General features: G+C 72.9%; 21 protein-coding genes. 14 read left to right on the top strand and 7 right to left on the bottom strand.

From position 1 onward, the window contains the following. Positions 1–7 precede the first annotated feature (7 nt). Together mutM and WMR31_RS13885 are read left to right on the top strand one after the other, a co-directional pair. Positions 8–883: a bifunctional DNA-formamidopyrimidine glycosylase/DNA-(apurinic or apyrimidinic site) lyase gene (gene mutM / locus WMR31_RS13890; protein ID WP_340539449.1), complete on the top strand. Its 876-nt coding sequence runs from the start codon at positions 8–10 to the stop codon at positions 881–883. Positions 884–1150: 267 nt separating this feature from the next. Beyond that, positions 1151–1363, top strand: a complete 213-nt coding sequence (locus WMR31_RS13885) for a hypothetical protein (protein WP_340539448.1) — start codon at positions 1151–1153, stop codon at positions 1361–1363. On the opposite strand, the gene WMR31_RS13880 is transcribed toward WMR31_RS13885, so the two are convergent. After that, positions 1364–2146 (bottom strand): helix-turn-helix domain-containing protein, encoded by a 783-nt coding sequence (locus WMR31_RS13880; protein ID WP_340539447.1) that lies wholly within the window; start codon positions 2144–2146, stop codon positions 1364–1366. 6 nt (positions 2147–2152) lie between these two features. Here WMR31_RS13880 and WMR31_RS13875 point away from each other — a divergent pair, with 6 nt between their 5' ends. From WMR31_RS13875 to WMR31_RS13835, 9 genes are all read left to right on the top strand, one after another. Then, positions 2153–2782, top strand: coding sequence for a DUF2867 domain-containing protein (locus WMR31_RS13875; protein WP_340539446.1), 630 nt, complete (start codon positions 2153–2155; stop codon positions 2780–2782). 66 nt (positions 2783–2848) lie between these two features. Next, entirely contained in the window at positions 2849–3316 is a 468-nt protein-coding gene (locus tag WMR31_RS13870) for a VanZ family protein (RefSeq protein ID WP_340539445.1), read from the top strand. A gap of 74 nt (positions 3317–3390) precedes the next feature. Next, positions 3391–6978 (top strand): chromosome segregation protein SMC, encoded by a 3588-nt coding sequence (smc, locus tag WMR31_RS13865; RefSeq protein ID WP_340539444.1) that lies wholly within the window; start codon positions 3391–3393, stop codon positions 6976–6978. Continuing rightward, the gene (locus WMR31_RS13860) at positions 6978–7457 is read left to right on the top strand and encodes an acyl-CoA thioesterase (RefSeq protein WP_340539443.1); all 480 of its coding nucleotides are present in this window, start codon (positions 6978–6980) and stop codon (positions 7455–7457) included. The genes smc and WMR31_RS13860 overlap by 1 nt, the downstream gene beginning before the upstream one ends. An 80-nt stretch (positions 7458–7537) precedes the next feature. After that, on the top strand, positions 7538–7741 hold the full coding sequence (locus WMR31_RS13855) for a hypothetical protein (protein ID WP_340539442.1): 204 nt from the start codon (positions 7538–7540) through the stop codon (positions 7739–7741). 161 nt (positions 7742–7902) lie between these two features. Next, positions 7903–9090 carry a signal recognition particle-docking protein FtsY gene (ftsY, locus tag WMR31_RS13850; protein WP_340539441.1) on the top strand — a complete coding sequence of 396 codons (1188 nt, stop codon included), beginning with the start codon at positions 7903–7905 and terminating at the stop codon, positions 9088–9090. Between the two features lie 19 nt (positions 9091–9109). Beyond that, on the top strand, positions 9110–12223 hold the full coding sequence (locus WMR31_RS13845) for a glycosyltransferase (protein WP_340539440.1): 3114 nt from the start codon (positions 9110–9112) through the stop codon (positions 12221–12223). Positions 12224–12241: 18 nt separating this feature from the next. Next, on the top strand, positions 12242–12538 hold the full coding sequence (locus WMR31_RS13840; protein WP_340539439.1) for a hypothetical protein: 297 nt from the start codon (positions 12242–12244) through the stop codon (positions 12536–12538). A gap of 47 nt (positions 12539–12585) precedes the next feature. Next, positions 12586–13185, top strand: coding sequence for a class I SAM-dependent methyltransferase (locus tag WMR31_RS13835; RefSeq protein WP_340539438.1), 600 nt, complete (start codon positions 12586–12588; stop codon positions 13183–13185). A 184-nt stretch (positions 13186–13369) separates the two neighbouring features. Here WMR31_RS13835 and WMR31_RS13830 read toward each other — a convergent pair whose 3' ends face one another. From WMR31_RS13830 to WMR31_RS13805, 6 genes are read right to left on the bottom strand one after another with little or no spacing between them, the layout of a single operon-like run. Next, the gene (locus WMR31_RS13830; RefSeq protein ID WP_340539437.1) at positions 13370–15925 is read right to left on the bottom strand and encodes a CDP-glycerol glycerophosphotransferase family protein; all 2556 of its coding nucleotides are present in this window, start codon (positions 15923–15925) and stop codon (positions 13370–13372) included. Continuing rightward, positions 15922–18618 (bottom strand): CDP-glycerol glycerophosphotransferase family protein, encoded by a 2697-nt coding sequence (locus WMR31_RS13825; RefSeq protein ID WP_340539436.1) that lies wholly within the window; start codon positions 18616–18618, stop codon positions 15922–15924. Before WMR31_RS13825 ends, WMR31_RS13830 begins: the two co-directional genes overlap by 4 nt. Continuing rightward, entirely contained in the window at positions 18615–19193 is a 579-nt protein-coding gene (locus tag WMR31_RS13820) for a hypothetical protein (protein WP_340539435.1), read from the bottom strand. The genes WMR31_RS13825 and WMR31_RS13820 overlap by 4 nt, the downstream gene beginning before the upstream one ends. 22 nt (positions 19194–19215) lie before the next feature. Further along, positions 19216–20250, bottom strand: a complete 1035-nt coding sequence (locus WMR31_RS13815; protein ID WP_340539434.1) for a glycosyltransferase family 2 protein — start codon at positions 20248–20250, stop codon at positions 19216–19218. A gap of 4 nt (positions 20251–20254) precedes the next feature. Next, entirely contained in the window at positions 20255–20668 is a 414-nt protein-coding gene (locus WMR31_RS13810; RefSeq protein ID WP_340539433.1) for a DUF2304 domain-containing protein, read from the bottom strand. After that, positions 20665–21495 (bottom strand): glycosyltransferase family 2 protein, encoded by an 831-nt coding sequence (locus tag WMR31_RS13805; protein ID WP_340539432.1) that lies wholly within the window; start codon positions 21493–21495, stop codon positions 20665–20667. Before WMR31_RS13805 ends, WMR31_RS13810 begins: the two co-directional genes overlap by 4 nt. A gap of 94 nt (positions 21496–21589) precedes the next feature. Between WMR31_RS13805 and WMR31_RS13800 the strand changes: the two genes are divergently transcribed. The 3 genes from WMR31_RS13800 (at position 21590) to WMR31_RS13790 (ending at position 25488) form a co-directional block, all read left to right on the top strand. Then, a complete protein-coding gene (locus WMR31_RS13800) occupies positions 21590–23704 on the top strand; it encodes a DUF6077 domain-containing protein (RefSeq protein ID WP_340539431.1) in 2115 nt (704 codons plus the stop codon). Between the two features lie 150 nt (positions 23705–23854). Next, complete coding sequence (locus WMR31_RS13795) at positions 23855–25153, top strand: ammonium transporter (protein WP_340539430.1); 1299 nt, start codon at positions 23855–23857, stop codon at positions 25151–25153. After that, positions 25150–25488, top strand: a complete 339-nt coding sequence (locus tag WMR31_RS13790; RefSeq protein WP_340539428.1) for a P-II family nitrogen regulator — start codon at positions 25150–25152, stop codon at positions 25486–25488. Before WMR31_RS13795 ends, WMR31_RS13790 begins: the two co-directional genes overlap by 4 nt. Position 25489 lies beyond the last annotated feature (1 nt).

The raw sequence follows: 25489 nt of genomic DNA, 5'->3' as shown, positions 1-25489 counted from the left end.
GAGCGCCGTGCCCGAGCTGCCCGAGGTCGAGACCGTCCGCGACGGGCTCGAACGCCACGTGCTGGGCGCTCGGATCACCGGCGTCGACGTCCTGCACCCGCGCCCGGTGCGCCGCGACCCGCGTGGCCCGGAGGGCTTCGCCGCAGCGCTCGCCGGTCGCCGCATCGAGGCCGCCCGGCGCCGCGGCAAGTACCTGTGGCTACCGCTCGACAACGGCGACGCGCTGCTCGGCCACCTCGGCATGAGCGGCCAGCTCCTCGTCCAGCCGCGCGACGCCGAACCGGAACGACACCTGCGGGTGCGCCTGGTGCTCGACGGCACCGGCCGCAACACCGAGGGCCGCAACGTCCACTTCGTCGACCAGCGGATGTTCGGCGGGCTGTCAGTGTCGGCCGGTGGCGCCGAGCTGCCCGCCGAGATCGCCCATATCGCCCGCGACCCGCTCGACCCGGAGTTCGACGACGACGAGTTCGTCGCCCGGGTCCGCCGTCGTACGTCGGGCATCAAGCGGCTGCTGCTCGACCAGGGCCTGATCTCGGGGGTCGGCAACATCTACGCCGACGAGGCGCTGTGGCGCGCCGGCCTGCACGGTGAGCGCGCCGGCGACCGGCTCCGCGCGCGGGAGGTCCGCGACCTGCTCGGGCATGCGCGCGAGGTGATGGGGGAGGCCCTGGCGCAGGGCGGCACCTCCTTCGATGCGCTCTACGTCAACGTCAACGGCGAGTCCGGCTACTTCGACCGCGCGCTGCACGCCTACGGCCGCGCCGACGAGCCGTGCGACCGCTGCGGCACCACGATCCGACGGGTCGCGTTCATGAACCGCTCGTCGTACTACTGCCCGCGCTGCCAGCCCGCGCCGCGCCGCCGGCGCGCCACCGGCTGATAGGGAACCACTGATCAATGCCGGGACGGCGCCAGCGCCGCCCGGGCGGCACCCTGGCGGCGTTGCCGGACGCTTGAAAGACGGCCAGTCTGCCTGCGCGCCGGCGCCTTGCCAGGCCACCACCCGAACGACGCTGGCATCCACCCACATTGATCAGGGATTCCTTAGCAGGTCGTCGTCAGATTGACCCTCGCCCGATCGGGTGGGACTCTGGTAAGTGGTCCACCTCACTGGGCGGATCCCCTCACTCACCGGAAGGCTCACTACATGGCCAAGGCGCTGATCGGCTACCTGCCCAGCGACCTGCGAGACCCCCGCCTGACTGCCGACAACGCGCGGCTGCGTCAGCGTGTGGCCGAGCTCGAGACCCTCGTCCGTCAGCTCTCGGAGGAGAACGACCGTCTGGTCGCCACCCGGGCCGCCGAGCTGCTCGACACCCAGATGCACGAGGTCACCCTGCAGGAGATGCAGCCCGCCTGATCACCCCTCTCCGCGCGCTCGGCGCGCGGAGAGCACTGGTGCGCCCACCGCGGCCAGCGTCGTGCCGGTGAGGGCGCGCGAGGTACGGATGAGATGTGCCTGGTCGGCGAAGCCGACGTCGTACGCCACCTCCGCCGCACTCTGGAACGGATAGCGCAGGCCCGCGTGGCGCAGCCGGTGCCATCGACGCAGGTCTGCCAGCCCGGTCGGCACCGCCGTCGCGGCGAGCTGGCGCAGCCGCCGGGTGGAGACCCCCGTCTCCTCGGCCAGTTCGGCCATCGACCCGGCGCGGCCGAGTCCGTCGAGTGCGTGCCGCAGGCGCGGATCGATCTCGGGTGCGCGGCCGAGCGTGTCGGTCACGGCCGCGGCGAGGTCGTCGGCGTCGGGGGTGCCGTCGCCGATCGCCGTCCGGAGCCGGTCGGCCGCCCGCCGGTCCAGGGCGGTCGGTGCGGTGAGGGGGAGCCCGGCGACGAGCTGCGGGTCGATCCAGATCAGGATGCGGGTCGAGTCGTCGTCGGGGCCGCGCGGGAGGCCCGGCGGGATGAGGCACGCGGGTGCGGCCAGCGGCGCGCCGCGGGGTCCGGTGGAGATCCGCACGGGTCCATCCCAGCCGAGCGCCACCTGCCATGCTGGATGCCTCGCGAGCCCGGGCGCCGGCCGTGCCGGCGCCGGTGACGTCGGCGGTGGGGTCGACGACCCGAACCAGGTGAGGCCACGCCCGACCCCGGCGAAGACGACATTGCCGCTGCGTTCAATACGCCACGCGCCCGCCCCCTCGACCATGACCGCATGGTGACACGAGGCAAGGACGACACCCACGCGACGCGGATCGCCCCCGAGGACTTCCGTGCCCAGCCGTGGCGCATCCACGAGCTGGCAGAGGACTTCGTGGTGGAGGACGTGTGGCTGCTGCCGACACCGAGCGGACCGGACGGGCTGGACCGCTATGTCGCCCTCACCACCGACGGCAGCAGCGATCTGCCACTGCCGGTACGCGCGCTCATGGCGCTGCGCTGGCGGATCGGGGCCGTCGTGGGCTGGGATCGCGACGACGACGGCGTCGGCGCTCGGATCGCCTCGCTGCGCGATCGCCTGCCCGAGGACCTGCTGACCGGCGACCGCGGCCCCGACCAGCGCGACCTGCCGATGACCTCGGTCTACCTCACCGACCGCGAATGGGTCTCGGAGATGGGCAACAAGACGGTGCACGCCCTCATGCACCTCGGCTGGGTGCCGGTGAGCGAGGGGTCGGCGGAGGGTGGCTATCGCGGCCAGATGGCGGTCCTCACCAAGCCGAACGGCCGCCTGGGCCGGCTCTACATGCTCGCGATCAAGCCGGTGCGGCGGTGGATCGTCTACCCGTTGATGTTCCGTGGTCTCGCCAAGGACTGGGCCTCCATGTCTCCCGATTCTCGCTGACCCGTCAGCTATAGCGGACGGGTCAGCGTTTCTACGAGGGTTGGGGCGCCCTGGGAGGATGAGCCGATGCTCCACCGCCACCCGTTCCTGAGCCTGGTGACCCTCGCCTACCTGGGGTTCCTCGGCTGGGTGACCCTCACGCCGGCGTCGTCGGCGCCGACCAGCAGCGACCTGGTGACCCGGGTGCTCGCCCGGCTCCAGCGCTACGACGAGCTGTCGTGGCTCACCTACGACCGCGCGGAGTTCCTGGCCAACATCGCGCTCTTCGTGCCGGTCGGGCTGTTCCTCCTGCTGCTGTTCGGCAGCCGCTGGTGGTGGGTGGCCGCGGTGGGAGCGTTCGCGCTCACCTCGGCCATCGAGTCCCTCCAGCACTCGATCCCGGGCCGGGTGCCGGACGACCGCGACCTGCTCGCCAACACCCTCGGCGCGTTGATCGGCATCGTCGTCGGCCTGATCCTCACCTGGCCGGCCTCGCGTCGCCGGGCTGCCGCACGGCGCGCACGGGTCCCCGAACCGACGGGCCTCCACCGGTAGGGTGTGGGCCGCTGAGCTTCCCCCGCGTCAGCCGTCGCCACTGACACCTACCCGACCCGCGATGGAGCCCCGCGTTGTACCTCAAGAGCCTGACCCTCAAGGGCTTCAAGTCCTTCGCGTCGGCGACCACGCTCCAGCTCGAGCCGGGCATCACCTGCATCGTCGGGCCCAACGGCTCGGGCAAGTCCAACGTCGTCGACGCGCTCGCGTGGGTGATGGGCGAGGCCAGCGCCAAGTCTCTGCGCGGCGGCAAGATGGACGACGTCATCTTCGCCGGCACCTCGGGCCGCCCCCCGTTGGGTCGCGCCGAGGTGGCCCTGACGATCGACAACTCCGACGGTGCGCTGCCGATCGAGTACGCCGAGGTGACGATCACCCGCACGATGTTCCGCAGCGGCGGCTCGGAGTACGCGATCAACGGCACCTCGTGCCGGCTGCTCGACGTCCAGGAGCTGCTCAGCGACTCCGGCATCGGCCGCGAGATGCACGTGATCGTCGGGCAGGGGCAGCTCGACACGATCCTGCACGCCACGCCCGAGGACCGGCGCGGGTTCATCGAGGAGGCGGCCGGCGTCCTCAAGCACCGCAAGCGCAAGGAGAAGGCGCTTCGCAAGCTCGATGCCACCGAGGGCAACCTCACCCGCCTCGGCGACCTCCTGCACGAGCTGCGCCGCCAGCTCAAGCCGCTGGGCCGCCAGGCCGAGGTGGCCCGCAAGGCGGCGGGGGTGCAGGCCGACGCCCGCGACGCGCGGGCCCGGCTGCTCGCCGACGACCTCGTGACCGCGCGGACCGCGCTGGAGCAGGAGCTCGCCGACGAGACGATCCTGGTCGAGCGGCGCGCGCAGGTCGAGGCCGACCTGGCCAATGCGCGCCAGCGCGAGGCCGAGATCGAGGCCGCGCTGCGTGAGGACCTGCCGGCACTGAGCCATGCCCAGGAGGTGCAGTACGCGCTGCGCGGCCTGCGCGAGCGGATCCGCGGCACCGAGGGCCTGGCCGCCGAGCGCATCCGCAACGCGGCGGGAGCCGCCGAGAGCGCGGCCCCGCAGGGCCGCGACCCCGAGCAGATCGAGGCCGAAGCCGAGCGGGTCCGGGCCCAGGAGCAGGAGATCGGCGCGCAGGTCGAGACCAATCGCACCGGGCTCGAACAGGCCGTCGCCGCACGCCGGGCCGCCGAGGACGCCGCCGCCGAGGAGGACCGCCGGATCGCCGCCCTCCAGCGCGCCGCCGCCGACCGTCGCGAGGGGCTGGCCCGGCTGCACGGGCAGGTCAACGCCCTGAAGTCGCGCGCCGCGGCCGCCACCGAGGAGGTGGGCCGCCTGACCCTCGCCCGCGAGGAGGCCGTCGCGCGCAGCGAGCGCGCCCAGAAGGACTTCACCGCCCTCGAGACCAAGGTCGCCGGACTCGACGCCGGGGAGGAGGGCCTCGACGCCGAGCACGAGTCGGCCGTCGCGCTCCTCGACGAGATCGAGGAGCAGCTGGCCACCGTCCGCGCCGGCGTGCAGCAGGCCGACCGCGACCGCTCGGCCCTCGCCGCCCGCAAGGACGCCCTCGAGATGGGCCTGGCGCGCAAGGACGGCGCCGGCGCGCTGCTCGCGGCCGCCGACGTCGTCGAGGGCCTGATGGGCTCGGTCGCGGCACTGCTCGGCGTCCGCTCGGGCTTCGAGGCCGCCGTCGCCGCGGCGCTCGGCTCGGCCGCCGACGCGGTGGCCGTCACCGACGCCGGGGCCGCCGTCGCCGCCCTGGCCCACCTGCGCGAGGGCGACCTGGGCCGCGCCGGCCTCGTCCTCGGCGCGCCCGCCGGAGCGCCCACCGACGACGGCGCCAGCGCTTCCTGGCCGGCGCTTCCCGACGGCGTCGACTACGCCGTCGACGTCATCGAGTGCCCCGACCGGCTGCGACCGGCGCTGAACCGTCTACTGGAGCGCACCGCCGTCGTCGACGACCTCGACGCGGCCGCCGAGCTGATCGGCGCCGAGCCCACCGTCGTCGCCGTCACCAGCGACGGCGACCTGCTCGGCACCCATGTGGCCTCGGGCGGCTCCCAGCACCAGCAGAGCCTCATCGAGATCCAGAGCGCGGTCGACGAGGCCGCCGAGCAGCTGGTCGCGACCACCGCGGAGGGCGAGCGGCTCGGCTTCGAGCTGAGCCGTCTCGAGGCCGAGCGCCTGGAGGCGCAGAAGCGGGCCGACGTCGCGCTGGCCAAGCTGCACGAGTCGGATGCCACCTTGGCGGCCGTCGCCGAGGAGCTCGGCCAGTACGGCTCGCAGGCGCGGGCCGCCAAGGGTGAGGCCGAACGACTCAGCCAGGCCATCGAGAAGGCCGAGGGTGCCCGCGACACCGACCTGGCCGGCCTCGCCGAGCTCGAGGAGCGGCTCGCCGCAGCCGAGCAGGCGGGCGAGGAGGAGCACGGCGACGAGCCCGACACCGCCGAGCGGGAGCGGCTGGTCGAGGCCGCCCGGGCGGCACGCCAGGCCGAGATGGACGCCCGGCTCGCGCTGCGCACCGCCGAGGAGCGGGCCCGCGCCATCCACGGGCGCGTCGACGGGCTGCTGCGCCAGGCCCGCACCGAGCGCGAGGCGCGGGCCAAGGCGGCCGAGCGCCGAGAGCGGCTGCTGCGCGAGGGTGCGGCCGCGGAGGCGGTCGGTGTGGCGGCGTCCTATGTGCTGGCGCGACTCGAGCTGTCCATCGACGCCGCGACCGACGCGCGGCAGGAGATAGAGCAGGCGCGCGCCGGCCGCGAGCGGGCGCTGCTCGAGATCCGCGGCGCCCTGCGCGAGCTCGGCAAGGAGCACGACGAGCTGGTCAACTCCGTCCACCGCGACGAGATGGCCCGGGCCCAGCAGCGGATGCGGATCGAGCAGCTCGAGGAGCGCGCGATCGACGAGCTGGGTCTCGACGTCGACGCCCTGGTCGCCGACTTCGGCCCCGACCAGCTCGTGCCGCCGTCGGCGACCCTCGAGGTGCCCGAGGGCGAGGAGCCGCCCGAGCCCACGCCGTTCGACCGCGACGAGCAAGCCAAGCGGCTCAAGGCGGCCGAACGCCAGCTGAGCATGCTCGGCCGGGTCAACCCGCTCGCGCTGGAGGAGTTCTCCGCGATGGAGGAGCGCCACAAGTTCCTCACCGAGCAGCTGGAGGACCTCAAGAGCACCCGCAAGGACCTCCTCGACATCGTGCGCGAGGTCGACACCCGCGTCGAGCAGGTGTTCACCGAGGCCTTCGCCGACGTCACCAAGGCCTTCGACGCCACCTTCGCCCGGCTGTTCCCCGGCGGTGAGGGGCGGCTGGTGCTCACCGACCCCGACAACATGCTCACCACCGGCATCGAGGTGGAGGCCCGGCCACCAGGCAAGAAGGTCAAGCGGCTCTCACTGCTCTCCGGCGGCGAGCGGTCGCTGGTGGCCGTGGCCTTCCTGGTCTCGCTGTTCAAGGCCCGACCCTCGCCGTTCTACATCCTCGACGAGGTCGAGGCCGCGCTCGACGACACCAACCTCGGCCGGCTGCTGGAGATCTACGAGGAGCTGCGCGAGAACTCCCAGCTCCTGGTGATCACCCACCAGAAGCGGACGATGGAGGTCGGCGACGCGCTCTACGGCGTCACCATGCGCGGCGACGGCGTCAGCACCGTGATCAGCCAGCGCCTGCGCGAGTCCGAGCCCGCGTGATGGCTGCCTCCTCGGGAGAGCGCTCCCCGCGCCCGACGCGCGCCGACTACGTCGCCTGGCGCACCGCCACCACGCGGTGGTCCGACGACGACGTGTACGGCCACCTCAACAACGCCCGCTACTTCGACCTCATCGACACCGCGGTGAACGCCTACCTGGCCTCCGCGACCGGTCTCGACATCCGCAGCCTCGACGCCGTCGGCGTGGTCGCCGAAGTGTCGTGCCGCTACTTCGCCGAGCTCGGCTACCCCGACGACATCGACCTCGGCCTCGCCGTCGAACGGATCGGCACGTCGTCGGTCATCTACCGCATCGGCCTGTTCCAGGGCCCGGCCGCCCCGGACCAACCGGCCAACGCCGAGGGCCGGTTCGTGCACGTCTACGTCGACAACCCCGGGCCGCGCGACGGCTCCGCCAGGCCCTCGACCCCAGTGCCCGACGTGATTCGTGTCGCAATCGAGCCACTTCTGGTCGGCTGAATTCGGGGTCGCCTTGGGCGGTGTGCGACGGTGGAAGCACAGTCTCATCCGTCCCACCAGACACACCGGAGTATCACGCAGTGTTCGCGATCATCGTGACCATGGGCATCGTCCTCGGCGTCGCCCTTCTCGCCCTCGGCTACGCCGCCTTCCCGCACCGCGGGGAGCGGATTCCGGGCGCGCCCTGGCTCAGCGACGTGGTCGAGCGGGCCGCCGACGCCGTCCCGGTGATCTCCGACGGCGACATCGACGACCGCCGCACGCACGAGCCCGCCGCTCGCTGAGTCCCCGCCCGCTCGGGTCGGGTCGGGTCGGGCGAGGGCATGTTACTGACCGTTGTGACCTCTGGCCTGCTCTTGCAAGCGCAGGCCAGAGGTCACAACGGTCAGTAACATGCCGCCCCGCCCGATGTGGGCCCGCCGGTTCAGCCTGATTGGATAGCGCCATGGAGTGGGTCTACCTCGTCATCGGCATCGCGGTCGTCGGCGTCCTCGCGGTCGTCGGCCTCGTCACCTCCCGCGGACGCCGGGGAGCGCCGAGCGTCCCGCCGCGCACGGAGCCGCCGCGGGTCGAGCCGGGCGGGGCGGCAGGGACCGACGTCCTCGAGTCCGACACCGAGGTCGTCGAACGGCCCGGTACCGCCGCACCGGCCGAGGAGTCGGTCCTCGACGAGATGCTCGTCGAGGAACCCGAGGCGCCGGTCCGCGAGCGGCCCGAGGGCACCAAGTCGCGGCTGGCCCGGCTGCGCGAGCGGCTGGCCGGGTCGCAGGGCGGGTTCGGGCGCGGGCTGCTGGCGCTGCTGAGCCGCGACCGGCTCGACGAGGACACCTGGGAGTCGATCGAGGACGTACTGCTCACCGCCGACATCGGCGTGGCGCCGACCCAGGAGGTCGTCGACAACCTGCGCACGCGCCTGCGCGTCGACGGCGCGGAGGCCGGCGACCCCAAGGCGGTGCTGCGCGATGAGCTGATCAAGCTCGTCGACCCCACCATGGACCGCCGCCTCCAGGTGAGCGGCGCCGACGGCAAGCCCGGCGTCGTCCTGGTGGTCGGCGTCAACGGCGCCGGCAAGACGACCACCGTCGGCAAGATCGCCCGGATCCTGGTCGCCGAGGACCACACGGTCACTCTCGGTGCCGCCGACACGTTCCGGGCCGCCGCGGTCGAGCAGCTGGCCACCTGGGGCGAGCGGGTCGGCGTGGAGGTCGTGCGCGGGCCCGAGGGCACCGACCCGGCCAGCGTCGCCTTCGAGGCCGTCAAGGAGGGCGTCGAGGACGGCGTCGACACCGTCATCGTCGACACCGCCGGCCGGCTCCAGAACAAGCAGGGCCTCATGGACGAGCTCGGCAAGGTCAAGCGGGTCATCGAGAAGCAGGCGCCGGTCACCGAGGTGCTCCTCGTGCTCGACGCCACCACCGGCCAGAACGGGCTCATCCAGGCCCGCGTGTTCCGCGAGGCCGTCGACGTCACCGGCATCGTCCTCACCAAGCTCGACGGCTCGGCCAAGGGCGGCATCGTCGTCGCGGTCCAGCGTGAGCTCGGCGTCCCGGTCAAGCTGGTCGGCCTGGGCGAGGGCCCCGACGACCTCGCGCCGTTCGACGCCGCCGCGTTCGTCGACGCGCTCCTGGGCTGAGACCGATCGGTTCGGGGCTGTGACGCGCGGGCTGGGACGCTTCGGGCGGTCGCGCTCGCGCGACGTCCCGGACGCCGCGACGCCCCCTGACCGCGAGGGACCCGCGACCCCCGCCGAGGAGCTGCTGCTCGACTCGGCGCTCTTCGACGACGCCTGGTACGCCGCCGAGGCGGCCGGCCCCGACGAGCCCGTCAGCGGCCGGCTGGCGCTGATCCGCCACTACCTGGCCGAGGGCTCTGCGGCCGGCCTCACCCCGCACCCGCTCGTCGACCCGGCGACCCTGGCGCAGGCTCTCGGCGACCGCCTCCCCGCCGGACGCGACCCCTTGGTGGCCTACCTGCGCCAGCGCGCCTGGCGTCTCGCGCCGCACCCGCTGTTCGACGCGCGTGGCTATCTCGCCGACCATCCGGACGCCCTCGAGCACACCGAGGGGCCACTCGGGCACCTGATCGAGCACGACCCCGCGGTCGTCGCCGAGCGGGCGGTGTGGATCCGCGCGCGGACCGCCGAATGGCAGGCGCGGCACGATGCGCTCGCCGCTGGCGCGACCGAGCAGCACCCCGGCTGGCCGGTGCCCGCCCCGACCTCGACTCCGGTCGACTCCGTTGCCGCGATCCTCGACGCCGGCCTCGATCCCGATGCGCTCGAGGCGACCCTCGACTCCCTCGCCCGCCAAGGTGCCGAGCAGCTCCAGGTGGTCGTGCTCGATCGAGGCGGCTCCCCGGCCGACCGTGTGCGGGCCGCGCTGCCCGGCGCCGACGTCGTCGTGGTGCCCTTCGATCCCGAGCGACCCGCAGCATCCTTCGAGGACGCACTGGCCGCCGCGGACGGCACCTGGGTGGCGTTCGTCTCGGCGGGGGAGCGCTGGCAGCCGGGCCGGCTCGCCGCGCTGGTGGCGAGCGGCGCCGACCTGGCCGCGGACGCCCTGGAGGCAGCCGGCGAGCCTTCGCACTGGCGACTCCCGCAAGACGGACCGGTCACCACCCGCGAGGCGCCCGAGCTCGCGCAGCTCCTCGTGCGCCGCACCCTGCTCGACTCCGTGGCCCCGCCCCTCACCGACCTGCGCGGCGCCTGGGACTTCGACCTGGTCGTCCGGCTCCTCGCCGAGCACGAGCCGATGGTCGTCGAGCAGGTCGGCGTCGTGCGCGAGGACGCCGTACGCCGCGCCGCACTGGCCGGCCCGGACGCCGATCGGCCGAGCCCGGAGCACGAGTGGACGCCGTCGTGGCGCGACGTCGTGCTCGGCCGGCGCCTCGTCGACTGGGACGCGCTCGCCGCGCGTGCCGACGTGCCCGGCCTGGTCAGCGTGATCGTCCCGACCTACGACGACTGGCGGATGACCGCCGCCGCCGTCGACTCGGTCATGGCCGCGGCCGCCCTCGGCGGCCCCGAGGTCGAGTGCCTCGTGTGGGACAACGGCTCCTCGGCGACGGCGTCCCTGGGGCTGGACGCGCTCGCCGAGCGGCACGGCGCGGCCGTGCGCCTGCACCACAGCGCCACCAACCACGGCTTCGCGCTCGGCAACGACCTCGCGCTGGCCGACGCCCACGGCGAGTTCGTGGTGTTCCTCAACAACGACACCACGGTCCCGGCGGGCTGGCTCGCACCGCTGCTCGACACGCTCGCCGAGCCGGGCGTCCTCGGCGTCCAGCCGCTGCTGGTCTACCCGACCGGTGCGGTGCAGTCCGCAGGCGTCGCGTTCCCGCCGTCCGGGGCCCTGCCGCACGCCCTGCTGCGCGGCTTCCCGGTCGAGGACGCCGCCGGCCTCGCCGGTGCGCCGCTGGCCGCGCTCACCGGCGCGGCGCTGGTGATGCGGCGCGCGGACGCCGTGGCGATGCGCGGCTTCGACCCGGTGTTCACCAACGGGATGGAGGACGTCGACCTGTGCCAGCGGCTCGCCGCGGCCCAGGACGGTCGCGCGGGGGAGTTCCGCCTGGTGCCGGAGGTCGAGGTCGTGCACCACGAGTCGCGCACGCCCGGTCGCTACGCCCGCCACCTCGACAACCGGCGCGTCTGGCTCGACCGCTGGCAGGACGCGCCGACCCCCGCCGACGACGCCGACCTGTGGGCCCGCTGCGGCTTCACCGTGGTCGACCACGTCCCGGCGCCGGCCCGCGGCGTCGAGGAGCGGCGGCTGCTGCCCCTCGACCCGGTGCTGGTGCGGCCCGCCCGGCTGCGCTCGCTGGAGTCGGTGCACGAGCACCCGCCGCGGCTGCGGTGGGCGATCAAGAGCTCCTCGCCCGCGGGCGCGGCCGGCGACGTGTGGGGTGACACCCACTTCGCCCACTCGCTCGCGGCGGGCCTGCGGGCGTGCGGTCAGGAGGTGGTGGTCGACCGCCGGCCCGAGCACCATCGTTCGTCGGGGCACCACGACGACGTCGTCCTCGCCCTGCGCGGCCTGGCGCGCTACCACCCTGAACCCGGCCAGACCTCGCTGCTGTGGGTGATCTCCCACCCCGACCTGGTCGAGCGGTCCGAGGCAGCCGCGTTCGACGTCGTCTTCGCGGCGGGACCGGCATGGGCCGCCTCGGCCGCCCGTGCGTGGGGAGTGCCGATCGCCCCGTTGCTCCAGGCCACCGACCCGGACCTGTTCGCCCCCGACTTCGCCGACCTCGACCCCGCCGGCGAGCCGGTCCTGTTCGTCGGCAACTCCCGGCGCGAGTACCGCCGGATCGTCCGCGACGCCGTCGAGGCCGGGGTGCCGGTCGGCGTCCACGGGGGACTGTGGGAGCGCTTCCTGCCGCCCGAGCACTGGCGTGGCCCGGGGATCGCGAACGCCGAGCTGGCGCGCGCCTACCGCTCGGCCGGCGTCGTCCTCAACGACCACTGGGCCGACATGGCTGCCGGTGGCTTCGTCTCCAACCGGCTCTTCGACGCCGTCGCCGCCGGCGCGCGGGTGATCAGCGACGACGTCGCGGGCTCCCACACCCTCGCCGACCTCTTCGGCCCCTCCGTGCAGGTCTACCGCGACCCCGGCGACCTCGCCCGCCTCAGCGCGCTCCCCGACCCCGACGCCGTCTTCGGTTCCGACACCGAGCGCACCGGCCGCGCCCACCGCATCCGGCGCGAGCACTCCTTCGAGGCCCGCGCCCGTACCCTCCTCGACGCCGCCGTCAGCGCCCGGGGGCGGTAGATCGGTCAGGATGTCGGCATGTGGGGCTTCCTGGGCGCGTGGGGCGTCGTCGCGTGGATCGTGACCGCCGTTCTCTGGCTCTGGACGCCGCAGGCCGAGCACGACGTCAAGGACGTCGGCCCTCTGGTCGTCGACTGCCCGACCGCCTTCGGTGACACACCCGACTACTTCACCTCCCCGGGCTATGAGGAGATCCGCGCCGAGTGCCTGCACGACCGTCGGATCCAGCGCGCCGCCGGTGCGGTCAGTGGTGGCACCGGCGTCGCGGCGTTCGCAGCCGCCGCGGTCGGCTTCCGGCGACGCAACGAGTTCTGACCTCCCTTCGACCGATCGCCGAGGCGGGTCGGGTTAGGGTCGCGGGCGTGAACGACACACGCGACGAGTCCTACGCCGAGCGGCTCCAGACCAAGAGCGGGGCCCGGTGGAAGCAGGTGTTGGACGTGCAGGCGCCGTACCGGTGGAACCTGCGCCGGCAGGACCTCGGCCGCACCCTGGACGTCGGGTGCGGGATCGGCCGCAACCTGGGCGCACTCCAGGCCGGCTCGATCGGCGTCGACCACAATGTGGCCTCCATCGCCGCCGCGCGCGAGGCGGGATACGAGGCGCTCACCACCGAGGAGTGGGAGCAGAGCCCGCTGCGGGTACCGGAGTCCTTCGACTCGATCCTGCTCGCCCACGTCGCCGAGCACATGGACCACGACACCGCGCTCGAGGTCGTCGGCAGCTACCTGCCCTACCTCAAGAAGGGCGGCACCGTCTTCTTCATCTGCCCCCAGGAGCGCGGCTACGCCACCGACGCCACCCACGTGGAGTTCGTCGACTTCGACGGCCTGCGTCGGCTCTCCGCCGAGCTCGGGCTGAAGGTCGAGAAGTCATACAGCTTCCCGTTCCCGCGGATCGCCGGGAAGGTGTTCCCCTACAACGAGTTCTGTGTGCGCGCACGACGGGTCACCCCTTCCTGACCGCCGTCGACCCGCCATCCGCGCTGACCCGTCCGCTATAGCTGACGGGTCAGCGTGAATGTGCGGTGAGCCGTCCGCTATGGCTGACGGGTCAGCGTGAATGTGCGGTGAGCCGTCCGCTATGGCTGACGGGTCGGCGTGAATGTGCGGTGAGCCGTCCGCTATGGCTGACGGGTCGGTTGGGTCAGCGGCCGAGGGCCAGTTCCTTGACCCGGCGGACGACGCGCCGGGCATTGCCGTCGTCGAGGTGCTCGAAGAAGAGCCGCCGCTTCCAGTCGTACTCCTCGCGCTGGGCCGCGGTCAGCGGGGTGAAGACGTCGTCGAGGGCGTCGGCGAGCTCGGCCGCGGTCCGGCAGACCGGGCCGGGGAGCACCTCGTCGAGGTCGTAGAAGAGCCCGCGCTCCTCCCCGGAGTAGCGCTCGAGGTCGTAGGCGAAGCTGAGGACCGGCTTGCCGGTGAGCATGAAGTCGACCAGGCAGCTGGAGTAGTCGCTGATCAGCGCGTCCGCGGCGGCGTAGAGCACCTCGAGGTCGGGGTAGCGCCGCGAGGACAGGTTGATCGGGTTCAGCGGGGCGAGCATCGAGGAGTAGACGCGCGCCTGGTCCGCCATGTGCTCGCGGATCCCGAGGACGGCGTCGTGACGGCGCATCCATGCCTCGAGCCGCTCGAGGTCCTCGGGCGTGAACCGGTAGTAGGCGTCGGCCTGGTCCTTCTTGAACGTCGGCAGGAACATCACCAGCCGGCGCCCGTCGACCTCGGCGATCAGCCGCTCGCGCTGCGCGGCCAGGTCGGCGGGCAGGTCGGCGGTGGGGCGCACCACGAAGTCGTTGCGGGGCAGACCGGTCTGCCACATGTGGGAGGTGGTCAGCGGGTAGAACGCCGCGGCCATGGCGAGGGTGTCGGCGGCCGAGGAGGTGATGACGCTGCGACAGGCGCGGTGGTGCTCGATGATCGTGTCGGCCACGGCCGGTGCCTCCAAGGAGGCCATCCCGAACCGCTTGAGCGGGATGCCGTGCCACAGGTTGACGAAGTCGTGGGCCTCGGGCACCAGCGGGTAGGGCAGGTTGATCCGCGGGGCGTGCTTGACGAACACGAAGCGGGAGCGGACGGCGTGCCACTGGCCCTCGGGGCTCAGCAGTGGCACCACGACGACGTTCTCGCCGCTCACCTCGACCCGGCGCGAGCGGGTGAGCACGATCTTCTTGATCGAGGGATCGTTGCGGATCTCCTCGAAGACGGCGCGCTCGTTGCCGGCGAAGGTGTGGTCGTAGGCGCAGACCGGGAAGGCCCACCAGTGGTCGTAGGTCGGTGTCGCGGCGTCGAGCGCGAGCACCTCCTCGTCGGTCAGCCGGGTGGGCACCTCGACCGTGCCGTCGGGTCGGGTGGTGATGCTCAGGCTTCGGTGCAGCCGGTCGTCGGCGGTGACGCGCAGCAGGTTGCGCTCGAACATCTCGACGTCGGCCTCGGGCGCGGCCTCCAGCACCCGCTCCTTCCAACGCGCCAGGTCGGGGGCGTCGCGGGCGTTGTCGGAGATGAAGTTGCGCTTGAGCAGCGGGAAGCCGTCCGCGGCGAGATCGAAGAAGTCCGCGGTGTAGAGCGGGTGGTAGGGGTACAGGCCCTCGACGAGGGTGGCGAACCGGTGCCCGGCGGCCAGCAGCACCCGGCTCAGGCCGATCTCGTACTTGAGGATCACCTGGCTCTTCAGCTTCTCGGGAACCACGGCGGCGAGCAGCCTGCGCACTCCCGGCTCCCGGAAGGCCGGCGCGCGCAGGCACAGCAGGTAGGAGCTCACGTGGAGCTGGTGCACCTGGTGCCACTCGGGGCGTCCCACGAGGGCGTGCGTCTGGTCGTCGGTCAGGGCCGGGCCGTGGCCGGGCGGTCCCTCGACGTCGCGCTTGGTGGCCTGCAGGCCCCACCAGTCGCACGGCGTCGCGTCCATCCGGGCGAAGACCTCGTCCAGGGGACGGAGCAGGTAGCCGCTGTCGTTGGCGATCAGCAGTTCGTCGTAGGTGTCGATGACGTCCCAGCCGACGAGCTCGTCGGCGAGCAGGGCGATCGACCCGAAGTCGTAGGCACGGTGGCGCCGGGCCCACGCGCCGCGCGTCACCGGGGCGAGCCGCGCCAGCTGGTCGTCGCTGAGGTGGCCGTCGGCGAGGTAGTAGACGTCGGCGAAGCGGCTCAGCTCGCGCAGATAGGCCACGACGTAGTCGTCGACGACGCCGTCGACGTCGTAGCCGGCGAACAGGCAGATCCGGCGTGGTGAGGAAGCCGCCGCCGGGGTTCGCTCCGCGTGCTGCTCGGGCCGTGGGAGAGCGCCGCGATGCCTGCCGTGGAGGAGGTAGTGGACCAGCGGGTTGATCCGCTGCTCGTCGAGGCCGAGGTACTCGAAGCGGTACCACCACACGTCGAAGTCGAGGCTGGGGTTGGCCATCGAACGCCAGCCGCGTGAGCAGAAGTGGTCGTAGGCGTCGGTGCCGGGGTCGAGCGCCGAGATCTCGTGCGCGAGGTAGCCCTCGGCGTCGAAGGCGCCGGCGGCTCGCATCACGGCCGCCTCGAACCGACGCCGCCGGGCACCGGGCAGCGCGCGCTCCGGGGCCAGGGTGTCGGGGTCGATCGACTCGACGCCGTGCTCCAAGGCCTCGCCGAGGAGGCTCGCAGCGGCGTCGGGGTCGGCACGGCGCAGGTCGAGCCAGGTGGCGGCCAGCCGCTTCAGCAGCACCTGGTAGTCGTCGTTGGTCACGCCACGGCTCCGGTCTCGGCGGCGGCGATCTCTTCTCGGAGCAGGGCGACGACCCGCGCCGCGCTCGCACCGTCGGGTGGGTCGGCGAGCAGGCGGGCACGCCGCTCGTACCGCTCGGCGTCGGCGGCGGGAAGTGGCTCGAGCAGCGCGTCGAGGACCGGCGCGAGCTCGGCGAAGGTGCGGCACACCGGACCGGGGAAGACGTGCTCGAGATCGAGCGCCAGACGCACCCGCAGGTCGGCGAGGTCGGGCACGAAGCTCACCACCGGCCGGCCGGTCGCCGCGCGCAGGTCGAACGCGGCGCTCGCGTAGTCGGTGAGGACCGCGTCGGAGGCGCGCAGCACCGCGTGCAGCAGCGGATAGCGGTGGTGGGAGAGGTCGAGTGCGAACGGCAGCTGCGCCGCGTAGGGGCGGTCGAGGTCGTGGGAGTGCTCGCGGACGCCGAGGACCACTCCGGTGCGATCGGCCCGCTGAGCCAGCCAGGTCACCTCCTCGGCCGCGAACCGGTACGCCGGCCGGTCGCGCCCGCGCGACGCTACGGCGAGCAGGACCAGCGGGCGGCCGTCGAGCTCGGCCCGCAGCCGCTGCTCCTGGTCGGCGATCTCCGGAGGAAGCTCCGCCGTCGGGCGCACCAGGAAGTCGTGGGCAGGCACACCGGTGCGCAGCCCCTGCGGATACCGGATCGGATAGTTGGCGCCGACGACGACGAGCTGGTCGAGGGGCGAGGCGGTGAGCGCGGCGTGCCAGCGGGCCGCGGGGAGCCGGGCCATCGACCGGGTGCGTGGCAAGACCGTGCGTCCCGACTCCACGCTGAGGCCGTCGCGGACCAGGATCTGCCGGTGGTCGGGGGAGAGCCGCTCGCCGACGGTGCGTCGTGGCTGGCCCTTCATGAACACATAGCCCGAGCGCAGCAGGGCGTCCTGTCCCTCGGGACTCAGCAGCGGGAGCACCTGCACATGGGCGCCGTCGAGGTCGATGCGATGGGCCCGGGTGAGCACCACCTTGGTGATCGCCGGGTCGTGCCGGACCTCCTCGAGGATCGCGCGGCTGTTGGCCGGCAGGGTCCCCTCGATCGGGCAGACCGGGAACGCCCACCAGGTCGGGTCCTTCGGCGTCTGCTTGTCGGCTCGGCGGAACGCCCGGTCGACCAGCAGCTCCGGCTTGCTCACCGAGCCGTCGGTCGTGGTCCGGATCGCGAAGCTGCGGGTCAGCCGGTCGTGCGGGGCGGCCCGGTGCAGGTGGGCCTCCACGGGGTCGAGGTCCGCCTCGGGCACCAGCGCCGCGACCCGCTCACGCCAGGAATGCAGATCGGGCACGTCGTAGTGGTTCTGGTAGATCAGGTAGCGCTTGAGGAGCGGGAACCCCCCGGCGATGAGCTCGAAGTGCCACGCGGTGAACAGCGGGTGGAAGGGGTAGACGGCGTCGAGGTAGGTGTCGACCGCGTGACCGCCGGCGAGCAGGGTGTGGGTCAGCCCGATCTCGTACTTGTGGATGATCGCGGCCTTGCCGCGCTGCCGGTGCACCGACTCCAGCAGCCGGGCGAAGTGCGGATCGTCCAGCACCGGGCGCCGGTAGGCGAGGAAGTAGCTGCCGACGTGGAAGTCGTAGACGTCGTCGTCCTCCCAGCGCGGGAGGTAGTCGGTGCGGGCCTCGTCGAGCGGGATCGGCTCGGTGAAGGCGTTCGACGGCGCGTCGCGGGTCGCGGCGATGCCCTTGGTCGCCTGCAGTCCCCACCAGTCGGCGGCGCGCGCGTCCATGGTCGCGAAGACGTCGTCGAGCGGGCGGAGCAGGTAGCAGGAGTCGTTGACCAACAGCAGCTCGTCGTAGGACGACACGGTGTCCCAGCCGACGAGCTCGTGGGCGAGCATGGCGTAGGAGCCGAAGTCGTAGCAGCCGTGCCGGATCGCCCAGGCCCCGCGGACGATCCCGTCGAGCTTGGCAAGCTCCGCGGGCGGGAGATAGCTGTCGCACAGGTAGTAGACGTCGGCGAACCGGCTCAGGTCGCGCACGTAGTCGACCACGGTCTCGTCGAGCACGCCGCCGGCGTCGAACCCGGCGAACAGGCAGATCCGGCGCACCGGCTGGTCGTCGGGGTGCCGCCACCCGCCGGTGGTCGCCAGGCTCGTCGGACGACCGGTGAGTCCGGCCGCGCGTCCGGCGACGAGGTAGTGGACGAACGGGTCGAGCGTCTCGCCGGCGGGGTCGAGGTGGGTGCTCCAGTACCACCACACGTCGAAACCGCGGCACGGGCGGAGCAGCTCGCGCCACCCGAGCCGGCAGAAGTGCTCCAGCGGCGTCGCCCCGTCGAGGTCCTCGTCGTCGTCGAGCTGAGAGAGGTAGTAGGCCTCGTCGAACAGGCCGCTGGCCTCGACGACGGCGATGTCGCGGCGCAGCTGCGGGTCGTCGGGCGAGGGGGCGTCGCGCTCGATCCCGGTGACGGTGACCCGCTCGCCTCGCTGGGCCGCGAGGGCGTCGATCCGCGGCCCGGGGGCCGCGCCGCTCGCCGAGCCGGCGCCGAGCCAGTGGGCCAGCGGGTCGCGGACCGCCTCGGGGTCGTCGCGGTGCCGCTCGGCGTACCACTCGGCGTCGAACCAGCCGGAGTCGACGACGAAGCGGGCGCGGGTGGCGTCGTCGAGGACGGCGACCTCGGCGGGCGGCAGTGCGGCCGGAGGGACGTCGGTCGCCGCCGTCATGCGCCGGAGTCTCCGCCGCGGCGGCGTCCCCGACCCTTCCGGGCCTGCCGTCGCAGCCGTGCGACCAGCGGGTTGGTGCCGGCCGCGGCGACGTCGGGGTGCTCACGGAGGTAGCCGTCGGTGCTGAAGGCGGGCGAGGGGTCCCAGCCGTCGGCCGCACCGTGGCGCAGGTAGTGGCGGGCGGGGTCCAGGCCGGTGTCGACGACCTCGGGGTGCGCCAGGAGGTACCACGCGGGGTCGAAGAGGTCGGAGGACCGCAGCAGCTCCACCTGCGCCGCCTCGTCGTCGGGTGCCTTCCGGACCCGCCGGGTCAGCCCGGCGCGGGCCGGGGGCTGCTCGCGCAGCCGCCGGTCGGTCGACTCGGCCAGGTCGCGCGCCCGGGCACGGAGACGATCGTGCTCCTCACGCGAGGAGGCGAGGGCCTCGGCGGTGCGCTCCAGCTCGGAGCGGCTGCGGGCCAGCTCCTCGCGAGCGAGGGTGAGCTCGTCGAGGTGGGAACAGTGGTCATCCGAGCCCACTGAGTCCTCCTCGTCGGGTGTGGGGGGCTGTTCGGCGCCGGCGTCGGCGCCGGGCACCGGTAGATGGTAGGTCGCCGGGTCAGCGCAGGACGACTCGACGCACCAGGGACCAGTAGGTCGCTGCGAGCGCGTTCAACGGACCCGGCACGCTGAGCCCGGTGTCCTCCCCGGGGGTGACGCGGCCGGTGAGGAGTCCGGGGAGCAGGTCGGCGTCGGTGCGGGTCCGTGCCGCCTGCACCTCGGCGCGCCGCGCCCGGACCTCGCGCCGGTGCTGCCAGATCCAGCGCCAGCCGCGAACCTTGTCCCGGCCCCACCCCTGACGCGCCGCGATCGCCCAGATCGCGAGCTCGAGGCCGACCACCGGCGGGAGGATCGCAAGGAGGGTGCGGCGTTCCAGCAGCGTCAGGAGCAGCAGCAGCCGGTTGCGCTCGAGCAGATAGTTCTTCGTGGGGTTGCGGCTGAACTCGTAGCGGTGCAGCACCACGGCGTCCGGCACGTAGCGGACATTGAGGCCGCGCTGCCAGCAGCGCAGGCTCAGCTCGGCGTCCTCGCAGTAGGCGAACATCGGCTCCCAGAAGCCGTCCAGGGCCTCCCAGGTGTCGCGACGGACGGCGAGTGCGGCGCCACTGCCGGAGGCGACGTCGCGCGGCTCGGCGTGCGCGGTGGCCGGGTCGCCGAGGCCGCCGGCCCACGACAGGCCGAGGTAGTGCACCGGGTTCCCGGCGGAGTTCATGTGGTCGGGCCGTTCGTACAGGCGCAGGCTGGACGTCGCCAGGCCGGCTCCGGGGAGGCAGGCGGCGCGGGACAGGGCCGCGATCGCGCCCGGTCGGACGACGGCGTCGCCGTTCACCAGCACCAGCACCTCGCCGCGTGCGTGCCGAGCGGCGAGATTGCATCCGCCCGCGAACCCGGTGTTCTCGCCGGGCCGCACCACGGTGATCCCCGGCCGTCCGGCGAGCTCGTCGACCGCGCCGGAGGTGCAGCCGTTGTCGACCAGCACCACGTCGACGTCGACGTCCTCGGAGGACAAGATCGCCTCCACGCACTCCACGAGCACGGGCTCGTCGCCATAGGCCAGGACCAGCGCGGTAGTACGGGGCGCCCGTGTGCTCACCGGCTCACTCATCGGGCTCTGCGGCGGGCTCATGGCTCGACTCGTGGAAGGGCTCGCGGGAGGGCTCGGGGCGTGCGAGGTCGCCTCGCTCGACCCGCATGCGCAATAGCGCGACCTCCTCGGCCAGCGAGCGGGTCCGCTCGTCGAGCCGGCCGAGGTCCTGACTGTGCTGGATGCTCACCAGCAGCAGCAGCATGCTGGCCAGGAAGAACAGCAGGTTGGCCGGCACCTCGACGCCGACCAGCCGCGCGGCCCACTCCAAGGTGGCGGGGAAGATCGCCACGACGAGGGTGAGCAGTGCCACCACGACCCACAGCAGTGCGTACTTCTCGCGCAGCCGACGCCGGCGCAGCAGCTCGAAGAGCACCGCCAGCGTGATCAGCGCGCCGATCAGGCCGAGCAGGTAGTTGCTGCTCACACCGCCTCCTGGGGCGGGGTCTCCAGGGCGGCGGGCCAGCGGCGTACCAGCGCGAGACCGAGGGCGACCACGGCGCGCACCAGGTAGATCGCTGCCTTGGCGGGGCTCTGGCTGGCGACTCCGCCTGCCCGCGGCAGCATCGCCACCGGCTCCTGCTCGACCCGGCAGCCCAACCGCAGCGCGATTACCAGGGACTCCACCGTGTCGCCGAGATACTCAGCGGGGTAGTGGGTGGCGAAGACCGCCATCGCGCGCCGGTTGACCACCCGGAAACCGCTGGTGACGTCGGTGAGCCGGGTGTGGCCGAGCCGGCTGAGGGTCCGCGCGAGCAGTCGCATCGCCAGGCCGCGCATGAGGCCGACCTTGTAGTCGCCGACGCCGGCGAACCGAGCGCCGATGACGATGTCGGGGCCGCGCTCGGCGCTGCCGTCGTCCTTGCCGGCCGGGCGCTCGCTCACCGGGAGCAGGCTGGGCCTGCGGTCCGGACTGAGTTCGAGCCGACCGATGAGCTTGTCGAGATAGGCCGGGTCGTGCTGCCCGTCGGCGTCGAGCTGGGCGGCGACGTCGTAGCCGTGGCGCACGGCGTACCGGTAGCCGGTGCGCATCGCGCCCCCGACGCCGAGGTTGAACGGCAGCTGCGCCACCATCGCTCCCGCGTCACGTGCCACGTGCGCGGTGTCGTCGCCGGAACCGTCGTCGACCACGAGGATGTCGTAGTCGGGGTGCATGGCCCGTACGCCGCGGACGGTGTCGCCCACAGTCTCGTGTTCGTTCCATGCAGGCACGATGACCAGCACCCTCGGCGCTGGCCGCGGTTCGGCTGGCATGGCGCGCAGTCTACGGTTACCTTCCCGTGGTGCTGGAGTCGCCGATCCGCCGACCTGAGGAGTGAGTCGAGGACCATCCCTCGATGACCTGCCGATGACCACCGACCCCGAGCACGACGACGCGACGGCCGCTTCGGACCCGCCCAGGCCTGCGGCCGCGGCCCGCGCCCCGCTCGCGACCCGCCTCGTCGACGGCGGCTGCGATGGGCTCATCGTGGCCTTCGCGCTGTGGACGCTGACCTACGAGGTGGTGCTCGCCGCGCGCGGCTCGGCGTTCGTACCGGCGGCGGTGTGGATCGGCGTCGCGATCGTAGCGATCGGCCTCGGCGCCCGGCGCGAGGCGCGCGCCGGCGGGGTCGCCGCAGCCGCGGAGGCGCGGGAGCCCGTCGAGGACGACGGCCCGCTGCCGGCGACGACGCCAGGACGACCGCGATGGCTGGTGCCGGCGCTCGCGGGGGTCTACGTCGCGGTCCTGGCGATCGCGGTGATCGCGCGCGGTTCGCTCGGGGTCGAGCCGGCCGTGGTGCTCGCCGTCGCCGGGTCGATCCTGCTCCTGTGGAACCGGCGGCGCACGCCCGCTGCGACGACCGTCACCGCGCAGGACCCGATCCCCGACGGCTCCTGGGCGCGCGTCGAGCAGGCCGTCGCGGGCGCGATCTGCCTCGGGCTCGGGGTGCTGGCGTCCCTGCTGGTGCGACCGGATGCCGACGACGTGTTCTACGTCAACCGCGGCACCTGGGTCGCCGAACACGGCGTCCCGGCCCTGCGCGACACCATGTTCGGCCCCGAGACGCTCGACTCGATCTACGGCGGGGGACTCCCGCTGTCCTCGATCGAGACCCTGTTCGGCGCCCTGGCCGACCTCGCGGGCGTCCGCAACGGTGCGGTCACCTACCTGTGGGCGGTGCCCTTCCTGGCCTTCCTCCTCGGCTGGGCGCTGTGGCGACTGATCCGGGCCTGGGCCCCGGCGCTGCCGCTGGCCGCTTTCGCGATCGCCGTCGGATACCTGCTGATCAGCGCCCAGCACGTCGTCGGCAACTACTCCATCGGACGCATCTGGCAGGGCAAGGTCATCGCCACGTGCGTGCTGATCCCGATCGTCCTGGTGCACCTGGGACGGCTCCTCGAGGGGCGCGACCACGACCGGTACCGATACGGGCTGCTGCTCGCCGCAGGCATCGCGTTCGTCGGCCTCACCAGCGCCGCCCCGTTGATGGCGATGTCGGTAGCCGGAGCCGCGCTCGTCGCTGCCGCCCTCGCCCGCTCCGCTCGGCTGGCCCTCGGCGCAGTGGCGTTCCTGGTCGGTCCGCTGGTCGCGGGCGTCGTGGTCGCCCTCGGTCCCGCCGTGGGTGGCGAGGCGCCGATCCCGATGCCGCGCGCACAGGCGTTCGCGGTGCTGGTGGGGCCGCACACGGCCTTCGCGCTGGTCGGCATCGCCGCCCTGGTCGGCGCGGTCCTGGCGGTGCGGGCCCAGGTGGCACTGCTCGCGGGATGCTGTGCCCTCGCCGCGCTCGCGGCGCTGCTTCCCGGCGTCTTCGATCTCGTCAACGTGGTCACCGGCGCCGGGCCTGTCGCCTGGCGGCTGTTCCTCGTCGCGCCGCTCGCCGCGTTCGTCGGCCTTCTCGGCGCACGAGCGATCTCGTGGCTCGGCGAGGTCGGTCCCTCTCGCGCGGCCATGGCCGGTATCGCGGTGGTCGCCGGTGCGGCGACGGCTCTGGCGCTGGTCGGGACGCCGCAGTGGTCGGCGTCGGTGGGGGCCCGGCTGACCGCATCGCCGCAGTGGAAGCTACCTCCCGACGCCTTCGACGACGTCGCCCTGCTGATGGATCGGATGGAGCACGAGACCGCCGCAGGTCCGTGGATGCTGCCACCTGAGCTGATGAGCGCCCTGAACATCTACACCACCGAGCGGTTCCCGGTCGTGCCGCGCCAGTTCTACCTGAGCAACGTGCCCGAGGCGGACGAGCTGACCGAGTCGCGCGTGCGGCTCTACCGCACGTGGACGGGCCAGCGCAGGCCCTCCCCGAAGCTGCTGCGCGCGGACCTGATCGCACTCGACGTCGGGCTGGCCTGCGTGCCCGACGACGCCGAGGGGCTCACCGAGCGGCTGGAGCAGGCCGTGAAGGCCGACCTGGAGCAGGTCGGGCCGATGCTGTGCCACGTGGGCCCGACCCTCGACCCGGACACCGACCCGGACACCGACTCGTAACACCCCACCGGAGTCCGTTACCTGCCCGCAACACGCGGCGGCGTCGACCGAAACGTGCCGGCGCGAGGGTTCGGTGCATCCGGGCCGCAGCGGAGTCGACAACGCCGTCGCGCACCTCCACGGCCCCACCGACACACCGATGGAGGTCCTGTGGACGGCTACTCCGCCTTCATGATCGTCGCGACGGCGCTCGTGCTGATGATGACCGTGCCCGCACTCGCACTCTTCTACGGCGGGATGACCCGCTCGAAGTCCGTGCTGAACATGATGATGATGTCCTACGTCGCCGCCGCGATCGTCGGCATCGCCTACGTCGCGGTCGGCTGGTCGATGGGCTTCAGCGGCGACGGCACGTTCTTCGCCGATCCGTTCAAGCTGTTCTGGCTCGACGGCGTCGGCACCGCCGGCTACATCGGCGTCATGTTCCAGATGACCTTCGCGATCATCACCTGCGCGCTCATCAGCGGCGCGGTGGCCGACCGGATGAAGTTCTCGGCCTGGGTGCTGTTCGTGCCGATCTGGGCGGTCATCGTCTACTTCCCGATGGCGCACATGGTGTTCAGCTGCACCGAGGACTCGCTGATCTGCGGCCGCATCGGCGCCCAGGACTACGCCGGCGGCACCGCGGTCCACATCAACGCCGGTGTCGCCGCGCTCGTCCTGGTGCTGCTGCTCGGCCGCCGGCACGGATGGCCCAAGGACAAGATGCGACCGCACAACCTCACCCTGACGATGCTCGGCGCCGGCCTGCTGTGGTTCGGCTGGTACGGATTCAACGTCGGCTCCGTCGTGGTCGGCGACCAGGACATCACCGCCGAGATGGGGCGCACGTTCGCCAACACGACCCTGGCCACCATGGCGGCCATCCTCGGCTGGCTGCTGGTCGAGCGGGTCCTGCACGGCAAGGCCACCTCGCTCGGTGCCGCCTCCGGGATCGTCGCCGGTCTGGTCGCGATCACCCCGGCCGCCGGAGCGGTGGACCTCAGCGGCGCGGTCGCGATCGGCGCGATCGCCGGCGGGGTCTGCGCCTGGGCGGTCGGCCTGAAGTTCAGGCTCGGCTACGACGACTCGCTCGACGTCGTCGGCGTCCACCTGGTCGGCGGCATCGTCGGCACCGTCCTGATCGGCATCTTCTCCACCGCCGAGGGCGCGGGCGGCGTCGACGGCCTGCTCTACGGCGGCGGCTTCGGCTCGCTGACCGACCAGGTGCTCGGGGTGCTCGTCGCCGTCGCCTACTCCGGCGTCCTCACCACGATCATCGGGCTGGCGTTGAAGTACACGCTCGGCCTGCGGATCAGCGAGGAGGACGAGGTCGGCGGGATCGACCTCGCCGAGCACGGCGAGAGCGCCTACGACCTGCACGCCGGCAGTCGGTCGGGGACCCCCGGCAGCGTCCTGACCCGCTCCGCCCCGCCCATCGCCCGTACCGAGGAAGGAGCCCAGGCATGAAGCTGGTGACCGCGGTGATCAAGCCGCACAAGTGGGAGGACGTCCGCGAGGCGCTGGAGACCTTCGGCGTCGCCGGCATGACGGTCAGCGAGGTGAGCGGCTACGGCCGTCAGAAGGGTCACACCGAGGTCTACCGCGGCGCGGAGTACGACATCGCCCTGGTGCCCAAGATCCGCATCGAGATCGTGGTCGACGACGCCGATGCCGCCGACGTCGTCGAGATCATCGCCAAGACCGCCCAGACCGGGCGGATCGGTGACGGGAAGGTGTGGGTGAGCCCTGTGGAGACGGTGCTGCGCGTGCGCACCGGCGACCGCGACGTCGACGCCCTGTGAC

It is taken from the genome of Nocardioides epinepheli (assembly GCF_037936805.1).
In the GTDB taxonomy this organism is placed as follows: Bacteria; Actinomycetota; Actinomycetes; order Propionibacteriales; family Nocardioidaceae; genus Nocardioides.
Note: the sequence above shows the minus strand (reverse complement) of the source record. Positions and strands in the feature narration are given on the sequence as shown.

What these genes read in the sequence shown, in the direction of transcription:
- WMR31_RS13885 (WP_340539448.1), top strand. Translation starts at nt 1,151, where the DNA reads ATGGCCAAGGCGCTGATCGGCTACCTGCCCAGCGACCTGCGAGACCCC.
- WMR31_RS13880 (WP_340539447.1), bottom strand. Translation starts at nt 2,146, where the DNA reads ATGGTCGAGGGGGCGGGCGCGTGGCGTATTGAACGCAGCGGCAATGTC.
- WMR31_RS13875 (WP_340539446.1), top strand. Translation starts at nt 2,153, where the DNA reads ATGGTGACACGAGGCAAGGACGACACCCACGCGACGCGGATCGCCCCC.
- WMR31_RS13870 (WP_340539445.1), top strand. Translation starts at nt 2,849, where the DNA reads ATGCTCCACCGCCACCCGTTCCTGAGCCTGGTGACCCTCGCCTACCTG.
- WMR31_RS13860 (WP_340539443.1), top strand. Translation starts at nt 6,978, where the DNA reads ATGGCTGCCTCCTCGGGAGAGCGCTCCCCGCGCCCGACGCGCGCCGAC.
- ftsY (WP_340539441.1), top strand. Translation starts at nt 7,903, where the DNA reads ATGGAGTGGGTCTACCTCGTCATCGGCATCGCGGTCGTCGGCGTCCTC.
- WMR31_RS13840 (WP_340539439.1), top strand. Translation starts at nt 12,242, where the DNA reads ATGTGGGGCTTCCTGGGCGCGTGGGGCGTCGTCGCGTGGATCGTGACC.
- WMR31_RS13825 (WP_340539436.1), bottom strand. Translation starts at nt 18,618, where the DNA reads ATGACGGCGGCGACCGACGTCCCTCCGGCCGCACTGCCGCCCGCCGAG.
- WMR31_RS13805 (WP_340539432.1), bottom strand. Translation starts at nt 21,495, where the DNA reads ATGCCAGCCGAACCGCGGCCAGCGCCGAGGGTGCTGGTCATCGTGCCT.
- WMR31_RS13800 (WP_340539431.1), top strand. Translation starts at nt 21,590, where the DNA reads ATGACCACCGACCCCGAGCACGACGACGCGACGGCCGCTTCGGACCCG.
- WMR31_RS13790 (WP_340539428.1), top strand. Translation starts at nt 25,150, where the DNA reads ATGAAGCTGGTGACCGCGGTGATCAAGCCGCACAAGTGGGAGGACGTC.